Genomic DNA, 13,391 nt, shown 5'->3' with positions numbered 1-13,391 from the left:
GCCGGCCATAGCCTGCCCACCGCCCGCGAGCTGGCGGCACAGACTCGCTTCGAGCTGCACAGCAGGGGCGGCCATGTGGGGTTTGTCGATGGCAGCTTGCGTAATCCTGGGTATTACCTGGAGCGGCGTATTCCGCAGTGGCTGCTCGAGGGTAACTAGCCTCAACCCTCCTGAGCCTGCGCGATTTCTGTGGGAGCGGGTAAACCCGCTCCCACCTGGTCCCTGCTAAAACGTCGATCTTGTTACTCGCCAGTTGCCACGCCATGCGCGGGGTTGTTGATCCACTCGCTCCACGACCCGGCATACAGCTTGCCCAGCGGATACCCTGCCAGCGCCAACGCAAACAGGTTATGGCAAGCCGTCACCCCAGACCCGCAGTACGACACCAGCTGCTCCGGCGCCCGTCCGCCCAGCTTCTCGGCAAAGCGCTGCCTGAGCTGATCTGCCGGCAGAAAACACCCGTCGGCCCCCAGGTTGTCGGTAAACGCCGCGCACTGGGCCCCAGGAATATGCCCGGCCACCGAATCGATCGGCTCCACTTCACCGCGAAAACGCGGCAAGGCCCGGGCATCGATCAACGTCAGATCCGCAGCGCCCAGACGCTTGGCCAGATGCCCGGCATCGATCAGCAACGTGCTGTCCGGCTCACCGCTGAAAGTGCCATCGCGCTTGTGCGGCGGGTCCAGGCTCAGCGGCAAGTGCGCTGCATGCCAGGCTTTCAAGCCGCCATCGAGAATCGCCACGCCGCTGCGTTTGCCCAGCCAGGCCAGCAGCCACCACGCGCGGGCCGCGAAGGCCCCCGGCCCATCATCGTACAGCACCACCTCACTGTCATTGTCCAGGCCCCACTCACGCAGGCGCCCGACCAGCAGCTGCGCATCCGGCAACGGGTGCCGCCCGGTGCGCCCCTTGCTCACCGGCCCGCTCAGGTCGCGTTCCAGGTCGGCAAAGTGCGCCCCGGCAATATGCCCCTGGGCATAGCTGCGTTGCCCATAGTCCACATCCTCGAGGGCAAAGCGGCAGTCGAGGATCACCAACCCGGGCTCCTCCAGACGCTCGGCCAATTGCTGCGGGGTGATCAATTGCGCAAGGGGCATGACTATCTCCTGATCGATGGCACAAGAGCCCTGGGTTAGTGCTCCAGGGCCTGATTGAACGGTACGTGGAATTCCTGGCACAGGGCATCCACGGCAGTACGGGCGTTGTCGGTGACGAAGCCGAGTTCCAGCACCAGTACCTGATAGACACCGCGCTTGAAGGCTTCTTCACCCAGGTGCGCGGAATGTTCACGCGTGGTGCTGAGAAAACGAACCCAGGAGGTCAGCACGATCCAGGCGTTGATGGTAAGCGACTCGATTTGCGCAGGTGCCATGGCCAGGATGCCGGCCTCGACGAAACCGCGGTAAATCGCCTGGCCCTGGCGCAGGCAGCGCTCGGAAAAACGCCGGTAACGGGCCGCCAGCTCCGCGTCGCTGTCCAGCAGGTGCTCGAGGTCACGGTGCAGGAAGCGGTAGTTCCACATCGCCGCAAGCAAGGCCTTGAGGTAGAAGCGCTTGTCTTCGACAGTCGCCGCACGGCCCTGCGGCGGGCGCAGGAAGCTGTCCACCAGCGCTTCGTACTGGCTGAACAGGAGCGCGATGATCGCCTGCTTGTTGGGGAAGTGGTAATAGAGATTGCCGGGCGAAATTTCCATGTGCGCGGCAATGTGGTTGGTACTGACGCTGCGTTCGCCCTGCTGGTTGAACAGCTCCAGGCTGTTCTGCACGATGCGCTCTCGGGTCTTAATGCGCGGTGCCATGCTCGGCTCCCAGTCTGCGGGCCTTGGTAAAGGCTTATCTTACGGTGTATTAGCGGTCGAATGCACCGCTGGATCACCAGCAAAAAGTCGCACCACCGTGCAAGTTAGAGTATAGGCTCTAGAGGTTCCCTCGCCCGGATTCGACACCATCATGAACTCGCCCAGTGCCTTGCCCCCTGTGCAATTCGACCTCGACCTTGCAGCGATGTTTGCTGCCCAACGCCAGGCCTTTGCCGGTAACCCGTCGCCACCGGAGGCGCAGCGGCGCCAGTGGCTGAAAAGCCTGCGCGAAGCCCTGCTGAGTGGCCAGGCCGAATTGATCGCAGCCATCACACAGGACTTTGCCGGGCGTAGCGCCGATGAAACCCTGCTGGCCGAACTGCTACCGTCGGTGCAAGGCCTGCGCCACGCCGAAAGACACCTGCAGCGCTGGATGCGCGCCAGCCGGCGGCGAGCCGGCCTGGCCTTTCAGCCCGCCAGGGCACAGGTGCGCTATCAACCCTTGGGGGTGGTCGGCATCATCGTGCCTTGGAACTATCCGCTGTTCCTCGCCATCGGTCCGCTGACCTGCGCCCTGGCAGCCGGCAACCGGGTCATGCTCAAGCTCAGCGAAGCCACGCCCGCTACCGGCCTTGCGCTTCAGCAACTGCTGGCGCAGGTATTCCCCAGCGACCTGGTCAACGTGGTGTTGGGTGAAGTCGAGATAGGCCAGGCGTTCGCCCGCCTGCCATTCGACCACCTGCTGTTCACCGGAGCCACCAGCGTGGGCCGTCAGGTAATGCTGGCTGCTGCGCAGAACCTGACACCGGTCACCCTGGAACTGGGCGGCAAGTCACCTGCCATTGTTTCGGCCGATGTGCCGCTCGACGCTGCCGCCGAGCGCATCGCCTTCGGCAAGACCCTCAACGCCGGCCAGACCTGCGTGGCGCCCGACTACGTGCTGGTGCCGCGCGAACGCCTGGACGCCTTCAGCGACGCCTACCAGGGCGCCGTGCGCCGCCTGTACCCACACATCGCCGACAACCCCGACTACACCGCCATCATCAACCCGCGCCAGTTGCAGCGCCTGCAGCACCTACTGGACGATGCCCGTGCCAAGGGTGCGCAGGTGATCGACCTGTACCCTGACGAAACCCGCCAGGGCCGTCGCCTGCCGCCACATTTGCTGCTGCGGGTAGACGACAGCATGCAGGTGATGCAGGACGAGATTTTCGGCCCGCTGCTGCCACTGGTGCCCTACGACGGCCTCGATCAGGCGCTGGCGTACATCAACCAGCGCCCGCGCCCACTGGCGCTGTATTACTTCGGCTATGACCGCGCCGGCCAGGAGCATGTGCTGCAACATACCCATTCTGGCGGCGTGTGCCTGAACGACACCCTGCTGCATGTCGCTCAGGATGACCTGCCCTTCGGGGGCATCGGCCCTTCGGGTATGGGCCATTACCATGGCCATGACGGTTTCCTGACCTTCAGCAAGGCCAAGGCGGTGCTGGCCAAGCAACGCTTCAACGCCGCCCGGCTGATCTACCCACCTTATGGCAAGGCCTTGCAGCGCCTGGTCTACAAGCTGTTCATCCGCTGAGGGCCGGGCCATCCAACGCCGTGCCCTGCTGCGCTTCGACCTGCCCGTCTGTGATTTCCTTGCCGGCGCCAGGCTCAGCGCGGCCCTGGTCGCCCGCCTGGCACACAGTGCATGACAAGCAACAACGCCCCTGTCTATAGTGCCATCAGCTGGCCGCATGACTTGGCCGGGGCGCCGTCGCTGCGCTACCATCCGACTCCCCAACGCACTCCAGCCAGGATGACGCGATGAACCGAGTGTTGTACCCGGGTACTTTCGACCCCATTACCAAAGGCCATGGCGACCTGGTCGAGCGCGCTTCGCGGCTGTTCGACCACGTGATCATCGCGGTGGCGGCCAGCCCCAAGAAAAACCCGCTGTTCCAGCTGGAACAACGGGTGGAGCTCGCCCGTGAGGTCACCAAGCACCTGCCCAATGTCGAAGTCATCGGCTTCTCTTCCCTGCTGGCACATTTTGCCAAGGAACAGGGCGCCAACGTCTTCCTGCGCGGCCTGCGTGCGGTGTCCGACTTCGAGTACGAATTCCAGCTGGCGAACATGAACCGGCAACTGGCACCCGATGTCGAGAGCCTGTTCCTGACGCCTTCGGAGCGGTATTCGTTCATTTCCTCGACCTTGGTCCGGGAAATCGCCGCATTGGGCGGTGACATCACCAAGTTCGTCCACCCGGTGGTGGCCGAGGCGCTGACCGAACGCTTCAAGAAGCAGGTCTGATGCCTGATTGTCGCGCCCGCGTGCACTGCGGGCGCGAATGCGGCACAATTGTGCCCATTGCGTTGAACATGCCCGGGCGCTGAGCCCCGGCCGGAGCCCCCATGTCCCTGATCATCACCGACGATTGCATCAACTGCGACGTCTGCGAACCCGAGTGCCCGAACGAGGCCATCTCCCAAGGCGAAGAGATCTACGTGATCGACCCTAACCTGTGCACCCAGTGCGTGGGCCATTACGACGAGCCGCAGTGCCAGCAGGTCTGCCCGGTCGACTGCATCCCGCTGGATGAAGCACACCCGGAAACCGAAGAACAGCTGATGGCCAAGTACCAGCGGATCACCGGCAAGGCCTGATATCAGGTCAGCCCTCATCGCCGGCAAGCCAGCTCCCACAGGGATATCACCGCTCTTGAGGGCTGTGCAGTATGTGTGGGAGCTGGCTTGCCGGCGATAGGGCCCTGAGCCTTAGCGCTGGCAGCGCGGGCAGAATACGCTGGCCCGCTGCCCCAGCTTGACCTCGCGCAACTCCGTGCCACACACCTTGCACGGCTGCCCGCCACGCCCGTACACAAACAGCTCCTGCTGGAAATACCCCGGCTGCCCGTCGCCCCCGATGAAGTCGCGCAGGGTGGTACCCCCTCGCTCGATCGCCGCCGCCAGCACCCGTTTGATCTCGATAGCCAGCTTCAGGTAGCGCGCCCGGGAAATCCCGCCCGCGGCCCGCCGTGGGTCGATACCTGCGGCAAACAGCGCCTCGGTGGCGTAGATGTTGCCCACCCCCACCACCACCGCGTTGTCCATGATGAACGGCTTCACCGCCATCGACCGCCCGCGCGACAGCTGGAACAGCCGCTCACCGTCGAACAGGTCGGTCAGTGGCTCCGGCCCCAGCCGCAACAGCAGTTCGTGATTCAGCGGGTCGGGGCTCCAGAGCATCGCGCCGAAGCGGCGCGGGTCGGTGTAGCGCAGCATCAGCCCCGACTCCAGCTCGATGTCGACGTGCTCATGCTTGGCCGCCGGTAGCCCCAGCTCGACCAGACGCAAGTTGCCCGACATGCCCAGATGGCTGATCAGGGTGCCGACCTCGGCATTGATCAGCAGGTATTTGGCGCGCCGCTCGACGCTGACGATGCGCTGGCCTGACAGGCGCACGTCCAGGTCTTCCGGGATCGGCCAGCGCAAGCGCCGGTCACGCACTACCACGCGGCTGACCCGCTGGCCCTCCAGATGTGGCGCGATACCGCGCCGGGTGGTTTCTACTTCGGGTAATTCCGGCATGTGTCAGTGCCCGCCCAGCTCGCGAATGTTCTGCTTGAGGTTTTCGAAATCGTATTCCGACAGGCCAATGTAATCGAGCACCAGCGGGCCGACCACATTCCACTCATGGTCCACGGCCTGGTTGCCCAGCACCCGGTAGGATGCACAGATATGCTCGGCCATCTTCAGCACCGCGAGCAGGTTTTTCAGCTGGCTTTGGGTATTGCGCGAGGTATCGTCGCGGAACACCGCCAAGGCGTTGTGGTGGTTGGCGATAGCCGCAGTCAGGTGCTCGGGCAGGCGCCACGATTTGGCAGTGAAATAGCCGACCACCGAATGGTTGGTGTTGAACGCGCGGTTTTCGGTGTCGACCACCCGCGTGTCCCCATCGGCATTGGCGTAGGCTTGTTCCAGCACCTCCATGTAGTTGGGGAAGCGCTTGAGCATCAGCGGCACGCCGCAGTCGTGGAACAACCCCATCGTGTAAGCCTCGTCTGCTGCCTGGATGCCCGTGCGCTTGGCCAGGGTCAGGCAGGTCATCGCCACGTCCTGGGCGGTGTCCCAGAAACGGTTGAGGGTAACGATGGTTTCATCGCTCATCTCGCCCTTGATCGACTGGGCGTTGATCAGGTTGATGATGGAGCGGCTGCCCAGCAGATTCACCGCGCGCTGGATCGAACCGATCTTGTTGGAAAGGCCGAAATGCGCAGAGTTGACCAGCTTGAGCAAGGCGCCCGAGAGGCCCGGGTCCTGGGAAATCAGCTTGGCGATGGTTTCCAGGTCCGGGTCAGGCATGTACTGCTCGAACTGCAGGTCGACCATGATCTGCGGTTGCGGCGGGATGGTGATGCCTTGCAAGGCTTGCTGGATCTGTTCGGCGCTGAGTTCTTGGGACATGCGTGCACACTCGTTTAGGACGGGGGATTCTAACCCGGCAGCAGCAGCCGTGGCGCATGCCTTGTTCCCTTTGTCGAGGCCCTGCACCGATCAATGGGCAGACAGGCTATACTCCCGCTCTTTTTTCCCGGAGCGACGTCATGTCCCTGCCCAGCCTTCGCCTCAAAGCCAATGCCGACCGCCGCCTGCGCGCCGGACACCTGTGGGTCTACAGCAACGAAATCGACGTCAGCGCGACCCCGCTGCAAGGCTTTCAGGCCGGCCAGCAGGCCGTGCTCGAAGCGGCCAATGGCAAGCCGCTGGGCATCGTCGCACTGAGCCCGAACAACCTGATCTGCGCCCGGCTGCTGTCGCGCGATATCAAGCTGCCGCTGGACAAGTCGCTGCTGGTACACCGCCTGAACGTCGCCCTGTCCCTGCGCGAGCGCCTTTTCGACAAGCCGTGCTACCGCCTCGTCTACGGTGACTCCGACCTGTTGCCAGGCCTGGTGGTCGACCGTTTCTTCGACATCCTCGTGGTGCAACTGGCCTCGGCCACCATGGAAGCGCACAAGGATGACGTGATCGCGGCCCTGATCCAGGTGCTCAAGCCCAGCGGCATCCTGTTCAAGAACGATTCCGCAGCGCGCGACGCCGAAGGCCTGCAACGCTATGTCGAAACGGTCTACGGCGAAGTCCCGGACTGGGTCCCGCTGGAAGAAAACGGCGTCAGGTTCGAAGCCCCGGTACGCGAAGGCCAGAAGACCGGCTGGTTCTACGACCACCGCATGAACCGTGCGCGCCTGGCACCTTATGTGAAGGGCAAGCGCGTGCTCGACCTGTTCAGCTACATCGGTGGCTGGGGCGTGCAGGCCGGTGCGTTTGGCGCCAGCGAAGTGTTCTGCGTCGATGCCTCGGGCTTCGCCCTGGATGGCGTGGAGCGTAACGCGGCACTGAACGGCATCAGCGAGAAGCTGACCTGCATCGAAGGCGATGTGTTCGAAGCCCTGCGCGAGCTCAAGGCTGCCGAAGAGCGCTTCGACGTGATCATTGCCGACCCACCCGCCTTCATCAAGCGCAAGAAAGACCTGAAAAACGGTGAAGCCGCCTACCGCCGCCTGAACGAGCAAGCCATGCGCATGCTCAACAAGGATGGCATCCTGGTCAGTGCTTCTTGCTCGATGCACCTGCCGGAAGATGACCTGAACAACATCCTGCTGACCAGCGCCCGCCACCTGGACCGCAACCTGCAGCTGCTCGAGCGCGGCGGCCAGGGCCCGGACCACCCGGTGCACCCGGCCATTGCCGAAACCCGCTACATCAAGAGCATCACCTGCCGCCTGCTGCCGAACAGCTGATACACACTGACGCCACTGGGGCCGCATTGCGGCCCAGTGGTCGCTCAGATATCCAGCACGCAGGACGCAATCCCGAAGTGCACCAGCACATATGCGCGGTAATGGTTTCCTCGAATGCGGCGATACCCGCGCCCGAGAAAAGATTGCCAGATACCAGCAGCATCAGCCACCGCACCCGCTTGCGGTACAGCAGGCTGACGCGTCTCAGAAGCATCCTGCAAACCGCCGCTCATTTGACCAAAGCCACCGCCCAGACACATCGCCATTCCCTCGCCGCGCCAGCGGTGTAGAATCGGCCTATTCATCGCCAGTCATCCCCGGCGGGTTTATGAGCTCTGGCCAAGCACGCGGCGATCCCGTGGTGTCTTCGGCCCCATCCGTGCCAGTGGCAACCGGCCTGCGGCGCAAAGGAAAAGAGAAGCTCACTCCCCTTTATGTGACCTGATTAAGCCGCCAGGAGTGTTTCATGCCTGATTATCGTTCCAAGACTTCCACCCACGGCCGCAACATGGCCGGCGCCCGTGCCCTGTGGCGCGCCACCGGCATGAAGGACGACGATTTCAAGAAACCGATCATCGCCATCGCCAACTCGTTCACCCAGTTCGTCCCGGGCCACGTGCACCTGAAGGACCTGGGCCAACTGGTCGCCCGTGAAATCGAACGCGCCGGTGGCGTGGCCAAGGAATTCAACACCATCGCGGTGGACGACGGCATCGCCATGGGCCACGACGGCATGCTGTACTCGCTGCCAAGCCGCGAGATCATTGCCGACGCCGTGGAATACATGGTCAATGCGCACTGCGCCGACGCCATCGTGTGCATTTCCAACTGCGACAAGATCACCCCCGGCATGCTGATGGCCGCCCTGCGCCTGAACATCCCGGTCATCTTCGTCTCCGGTGGCCCGATGGAGGCCGGCAAGACCAAGCTGGCCAGCCACGGCCTGGACCTGGTCGATGCCATGGTCATCGCTGCGGACTCCTCGGCTTCCGACGAAAAAGTCGCCGAGTACGAGCGTAGCGCCTGCCCGACCTGCGGTTCGTGCTCGGGTATGTTCACCGCCAACTCGATGAACTGCCTGACCGAAGCCCTGGGTCTGGCCTTGCCAGGCAACGGTTCGACCCTGGCCACCCACTCCGACCGCGAGCAGCTGTTCCTCACTGCCGGCCGCACCATCGTCGAGCTGTGCAAGCGCTACTACGGCGAAAACGACGCCTCCGTGCTGCCGCGCAGCATCGCCAACTTCAAGGCGTTCGAAAACGCCATGATGCTCGACATCGCCATGGGCGGTTCGACCAATACCATCCTGCACTTGCTGGCAGCAGCCCAGGAAGGCGAGGTCGAGTTCGACCTGCGCGACATCGACCGCCTGTCGCGCACGGTGCCGCAGCTGTGCAAGGTTGCGCCAAACATCCAGAAGTACCACATGGAAGACGTGCATCGCGCCGGCGGCATCTTCAGCATCCTCGGCTCGCTGGCCCGTGGCGGCCTGCTGCACACCGACCTGCCGACCGTGCACAGCAACAGCATGGAAGAAGCCATCGCCAAGTGGGACATCACCCAGACCGATGACGAAGCAGTGCACACCTTCTTCAAGGCAGGCCCTGCCGGCATCCCGACCCAGACTGCGTTCAGCCAGTCGACCCGTTGGGAAACCCTCGACGACGACCGTGAAAACGGCTGCATCCGCAGCTTTGAACACGCCTACTCGCAAGAGGGCGGCCTGGCCGTGCTGTACGGCAACATCGCCCTCGACGGGTGCGTGGTAAAAACCGCCGGTGTCGACGAGTCGATCCACGTGTTCGAAGGCAACGCGAAGATCTTCGAAAGCCAGGACAGTGCGGTACGCGGCATCCTTGCCGACGAAGTGCAGGCGGGCGACATCGTGATCATTCGCTACGAAGGCCCGAAAGGCGGCCCGGGCATGCAAGAAATGCTCTACCCGACCTCGTACCTGAAGTCCAAAGGCCTGGGCAAGGCGTGCGCGCTGCTCACCGACGGTCGCTTCTCGGGCGGTACCTCGGGCCTGTCGATCGGCCACGCCTCGCCGGAAGCTGCCGCAGGCGGTGCCATCGGCCTGGTGCGCGACGGCGACAAGGTGCTGATCGACATCCCCAACCGTTCGATCAACTTGCTGGTCAGTGACGAAGAGCTGGCTCAGCGTCGTATCGAGCAGGACAAGAAGGGCTGGAAACCGGTTGAAGTTCGCCCACGCAAGGTGACTACCGCGCTGAAGGCTTATGCCCTGCTGGCGACCAGTGCCGACAAGGGTGCTGTGCGTAACAAGGCGATGCTCGAAGGGCTCTGAAGCTCTCTCTGGCGGAAATGAGAAACCGGCGCCTTGAGCGCCGGTTTTTTATGCCTGTGCCGGCCTCTTCGCGGGTAAACCCGCTCCCACAGGTACTGCACAGATTTCAGATGCTGTGGAGTACCTGTGGGAGCTGGCTTGCCGGCGATAGGGCCAGTACAGGCAACACAACAATTACTGAATCTGCTCCGGCGTCACGATCACCCAGTTCTTGTCCGCCGTCACCGGCAATCCTTCCCTGGCCTGCGCCGCCGCGTTCCTGGCAATCATCCCGTTCAGCTGGTCCATGTACTTGGCCTTGCGGTTTATCCACAAGTGGATGCCACCCTTGCTCACGTCCACGCCATGAAACTGCATGTAGCCGTCACTGGTCGGCGTATCACCGCCCACCAGCACCGGCTTCTTCCACTCATCGATATAGGTCAGGATCGCTGCCTGCTTGCCCGCCATCCAGGTGGCCGGGGTCCACAGGTACGGGGTCAGCTCCAGCCCCTGGTTGGCCTTGGCATCGTATTGCCCGGCGCTGATCTGCTTGCGCGCGGTGGTCAGCTGGCCGCTGGCCCTGTCCTTGAGCAGCAGGCTTACGCCAATCACGTTCTGCGGCTTCACGTTGTAGCCGTACTTAGGGTCCGAGGCGACCATGCGCACCAGCTCCTCGGAGGCGGCAGAAACCACATAGACCTCGATACCGTTCTCCATCAGCTTGTTGTACAACTCGGCCTGGCCCTTGAAGACCTTGGGCGGCTGTACCTCGATGGCCTTGACCTGATCCCCTTCGTAATAGGTACTGGGGATCGGCTGGGCGGTGGCCATCAGCTCATCTACCTGCACCTTCAGCTCCTGCAGGGTAAAGCCGGAAAACACCTGGGCCACCCACGGGTAGCAGACCATGTCGTCCACTTCGCACAGCCGGTAGTAGTAGCTGAAAAGGCTTTCCTTGTGCTCGGCGGTATCCTTGAATGGCATCAGTTTCAGCGAAGGGTCGAGTTTCTCACGGCTTAGCAGGCCCTTGTTTTCCATGAAAGGCAGCAACGCCTCTTCAAGGTCGTAGCGGTAACTGGTGTTGTCCATGTCGAACACCGCGTAATTGCCTTGGTTGGCATTGGCAGCAATCATGCTGTCGAGCTGCCTGGCAGCCTCGGCGGGCCAATGCTTGAGCTCGGTGGCATAGGTTTCGAGGCTGAACAGCACGGACAGACTGAGAGCGACAGCTTTCGCAGCGAACTTCATGGCCGAATCTCCTGAAATGACCCAGAAACGCTAGTGCAACAATCCCTGCCAACAACCTTCGTTAGCGACCCCTATGCAGCTGTAAACGCCGCGTTCATTGCAATCCGCGACAGGCCGTTATTCCATAAACGACTATGCAAATTCCATTTGGGTATAAATTCGTTTGTTTTCAGCCTGTTAGCATTTCCGTTCGCAATCGCTCACAGAGGCGATGCCTCATCTGCTTTTTTCTGCTGGAGCTTCAATGAACCTGCCGCTGTCTCTTAACCTGCTGGCGTTCCTGGCCCTGCTGCTGGGCCTGGCACAAACCCGCCGCACCGACTGGAGCCTGGCCAAGAAGGTACTGCTGGGCCTGGTGCTGGGTGTGGTCTTCGGCCTGGCCCTGCATACGGTCTATGGTGCTGGCCACCCGGTGCTCAAAGCCACCATCGCCTGGCTTGACCTGGTGGGCAACGGCTATGTCGGCCTGTTGCAGATGATCGTCATGCCACTGATCTTCGCCTCGATCCTCAGTGCCGTTGCCCGCCTGCACAACGCGTCGTCGCTGGGCCGCATCAGCGTGCTGAGCATCGGCACCCTGCTGCTGACCACCGCCATTGCCGCACTGATCGGCATCGTCCTCACCAACCTGTTCGGCCTCAGTGCCGAAGGCCTGGTAGCCGGCGTGCAGGAAAGCGCGCGCATGCAGGTCATCCACAGCGACTACGCGGGCAAGGTCGCCGACCTCAACATCCCGCAGCTGCTGCTGTCGTTCATCCCCAGCAACCCGGTGGGTGACCTGGCACGGGCCAAGCCGACCTCGATCATCAGCGTGGTGATCTTCGCCGTGTTCGTCGGCCTGGCCGCATTGCAGCTGATCAAGGATGACGCCGAGAAAGGCGCACGCGCGTTGTCGGCCATCGACACCCTGCAGGCCTGGGTAATGCGCCTGGTACGGGTGGTGATGAAGCTGACCCCGTATGGCGTACTGGCCCTGATGACCAAGGTCGTGGCCAGCTCCAACATGGAAGACATCCTCAAGCTGGGCAGCTTCGTGGTGGTTTCGTACCTGGGCCTTGGGCTGATGTTCGTGGTGCATGCCGTCATCCTGGCTGCGACCGGGGTGAGCCCGCTGCGCTTCTTCCGCAAGGTGTGGCCAGTGCTGACCTTCGCCTTCACCAGCCGCTCCAGCGCCGCCAGCATTCCGCTGAATATCGAAGCGCAGACTCGCCGCCTGGGCGTGCCACAGTCCATCGCCAGCTTCAGCGCCTCGTTCGGCACCACCATCGGCCAGAACGGCTGCGCCGGGCTCTATCCCGCCATGTTGGCGGTGATGGTGGCGCCGGCGGTTGGCATCGACACCTTCGACCCGCTGTGGATCGCCACGCTGGTGGCCATCGTCACCCTGAGTTCGGCCGGGGTTGCCGGGGTAGGCGGCGGCGCCACGTTCGCCGCGCTGATCGTGCTGCCGGCCATGGGCTTGCCGGTTGAACTGGTGGCGTTGCTGATTTCCGTGGAACCGCTGATCGACATGGGCCGCACGGCACTGAACGTGAACGGTTCGATGACTGCGGGCGTGGTAACCAGCCAGCTGCTGAAAGAAACCGACAAGGACGTGCTGGCAGGCGATGAGCATGCCGAGCTGAGTCATTCCTGACGGGTGGCCGGGGCTGCTTTGCAGCCCCAATATCCAGTAACGCAATGGCATGGGAAGCGAGCAACAGCTGGCTACGGGCGCCGCTATACTTCAGCCTGGGCTTTGCGAATACTCCGAGGGGAAGGACCTGCCCATGCACTCGCAAGACATGACCCAGGCCGAAGCCGAAGAGATTCGGGTTGAAGTCGCCAAGATCCGCGTCGAGGTGGACAAACTGATCGCCGAGACGCGCAAGCTGAATGCTGAAGCCGTCAAAATGACCCGCGAAACCTTCTGGTATCCGGTTGCCATTGCTGTCGGATTCGTCACCACGGTCGCTACTGTCACCGCAGTAATCATCAAGCTGCTCACCTGAGCGCCCCCGGTAAGAGCGGCGGTACGGCGATCCGATTTGCCCGCGAAGGGCTGCAAAGCAGCCCCGGCACCATCAAACCTTGTCCCAAACCTCGAAGTGATACCCAGGCTTCCCTTCTTCAGCCTGTGCGGCGCTCGAAGTCAGCTGCCACTGGCCCTGGTCAAACTCAGGGAACCAGGCATCTCCTGCCGGCGACAGTTCCACCCGCGTCAGGTACATGCGGCTGACCAGCCCCTTCTCCAGCGCCTGCCCATACAGCTGCGCCCCGCCAATCAGCAT

At 62.8% G+C, this 13,391-nt stretch carries 14 protein-coding genes and 1 pseudogene; 8 read left to right on the top strand and 7 right to left on the bottom strand.

The genetic code is table 11. The features are described from left to right. A pseudogene (locus tag HP547_RS13455) lies at positions 1-159 on the top strand (hydrolase); the annotation flags it as partial. A gap of 83 nt (positions 160-242) precedes the next feature. On the opposite strand, the gene HP547_RS13450 reads toward HP547_RS13455, so the two are convergent. Further along, on the bottom strand, positions 243-1,097 hold the full coding sequence (locus tag HP547_RS13450; RefSeq protein ID WP_172286544.1) for a sulfurtransferase: 855 nt from the start codon (positions 1,095-1,097) through the stop codon (positions 243-245). Positions 1,098-1,132: 35 nt separating this feature from the next. Continuing rightward, positions 1,133-1,798, bottom strand: coding sequence for a TetR/AcrR family transcriptional regulator (locus tag HP547_RS13445; RefSeq protein WP_172286543.1), 666 nt, complete (start codon positions 1,796-1,798; stop codon positions 1,133-1,135). Positions 1,799-1,949: 151 nt separating this feature from the next. Between HP547_RS13445 and HP547_RS13440 the strand changes: the two genes are divergently transcribed. From HP547_RS13440 to HP547_RS13430, 3 genes are all read left to right on the top strand, one after another. Continuing rightward, a complete protein-coding gene (locus tag HP547_RS13440; RefSeq protein WP_172286542.1) occupies positions 1,950-3,380 on the top strand; it encodes a coniferyl aldehyde dehydrogenase in 1,431 nt (476 codons plus the stop codon). A gap of 227 nt (positions 3,381-3,607) precedes the next feature. Continuing rightward, positions 3,608-4,093 carry a pantetheine-phosphate adenylyltransferase gene (coaD, locus tag HP547_RS13435; protein WP_172227222.1) on the top strand — a complete coding sequence of 162 codons (486 nt, stop codon included), beginning with the start codon at positions 3,608-3,610 and terminating at the stop codon, positions 4,091-4,093. 101 nt (positions 4,094-4,194) lie between these two features. Then, the gene (locus HP547_RS13430) at positions 4,195-4,446 is read left to right on the top strand and encodes a YfhL family 4Fe-4S dicluster ferredoxin (protein ID WP_172227220.1); all 252 of its coding nucleotides are present in this window, start codon (positions 4,195-4,197) and stop codon (positions 4,444-4,446) included. 111 nt (positions 4,447-4,557) lie between these two features. On the opposite strand, the gene mutM is transcribed toward HP547_RS13430, so the two are convergent. Next, entirely contained in the window at positions 4,558-5,370 is an 813-nt protein-coding gene (gene mutM, locus HP547_RS13425) for a bifunctional DNA-formamidopyrimidine glycosylase/DNA-(apurinic or apyrimidinic site) lyase (RefSeq protein ID WP_172227218.1), read from the bottom strand. Positions 5,371-5,373: 3 nt separating this feature from the next. Next, positions 5,374-6,192 (bottom strand): HDOD domain-containing protein, encoded by an 819-nt coding sequence (locus HP547_RS13420; RefSeq protein WP_172227239.1) that lies wholly within the window; start codon positions 6,190-6,192, stop codon positions 5,374-5,376. 194 nt (positions 6,193-6,386) lie between these two features. Between HP547_RS13420 and HP547_RS13415 the strand changes: the two genes are divergently transcribed. Then, entirely contained in the window at positions 6,387-7,583 is a 1,197-nt protein-coding gene (locus HP547_RS13415; protein WP_172227216.1) for a class I SAM-dependent rRNA methyltransferase, read from the top strand. A 44-nt stretch (positions 7,584-7,627) separates the two neighbouring features. On the opposite strand, the gene HP547_RS29680 is transcribed toward HP547_RS13415, so the two are convergent. Continuing rightward, positions 7,628-7,888 carry a hypothetical protein gene (locus tag HP547_RS29680; RefSeq protein WP_256676330.1) on the bottom strand — a complete coding sequence of 87 codons (261 nt, stop codon included), beginning with the start codon at positions 7,886-7,888 and terminating at the stop codon, positions 7,628-7,630. Positions 7,889-8,049: 161 nt separating this feature from the next. Between HP547_RS29680 and ilvD the strand changes: the two genes are divergently transcribed. Beyond that, the gene (ilvD, locus tag HP547_RS13405; protein WP_172286541.1) at positions 8,050-9,891 is read left to right on the top strand and encodes a dihydroxy-acid dehydratase; all 1,842 of its coding nucleotides are present in this window, start codon (positions 8,050-8,052) and stop codon (positions 9,889-9,891) included. A 174-nt stretch (positions 9,892-10,065) separates the two neighbouring features. Here the strand turns inward: ilvD and HP547_RS13400 are convergent, their stop codons facing one another. After that, positions 10,066-11,121 carry a haloacid dehalogenase-like hydrolase gene (locus HP547_RS13400; RefSeq protein WP_172286540.1) on the bottom strand — a complete coding sequence of 352 codons (1,056 nt, stop codon included), beginning with the start codon at positions 11,119-11,121 and terminating at the stop codon, positions 10,066-10,068. 244 nt (positions 11,122-11,365) lie between these two features. On the opposite strand from HP547_RS13400, the gene HP547_RS13395 reads away from it, so the two are divergent. Then, complete coding sequence (locus HP547_RS13395) at positions 11,366-12,757, top strand: L-cystine transporter (RefSeq protein WP_172286539.1); 1,392 nt, start codon at positions 11,366-11,368, stop codon at positions 12,755-12,757. A gap of 148 nt (positions 12,758-12,905) precedes the next feature. Continuing rightward, positions 12,906-13,112 (top strand): hypothetical protein, encoded by a 207-nt coding sequence (locus HP547_RS13390; protein ID WP_172286550.1) that lies wholly within the window; start codon positions 12,906-12,908, stop codon positions 13,110-13,112. A gap of 72 nt (positions 13,113-13,184) precedes the next feature. On the opposite strand, the gene HP547_RS13385 is transcribed toward HP547_RS13390, so the two are convergent. Continuing rightward, positions 13,185-13,391: dihydrofolate reductase (locus HP547_RS13385; protein ID WP_172286538.1), on the bottom strand; the 207-nt coding region annotated here is incomplete at its 5' end.

Source organism: Pseudomonas sp. CM27 (genome assembly GCF_013179515.1).
Taxonomy (GTDB): domain Bacteria; phylum Pseudomonadota; class Gammaproteobacteria; order Pseudomonadales; family Pseudomonadaceae; genus Aquipseudomonas.
Note: the sequence above shows the minus strand (reverse complement) of the source record. Positions and strands in the feature narration are given on the sequence as shown.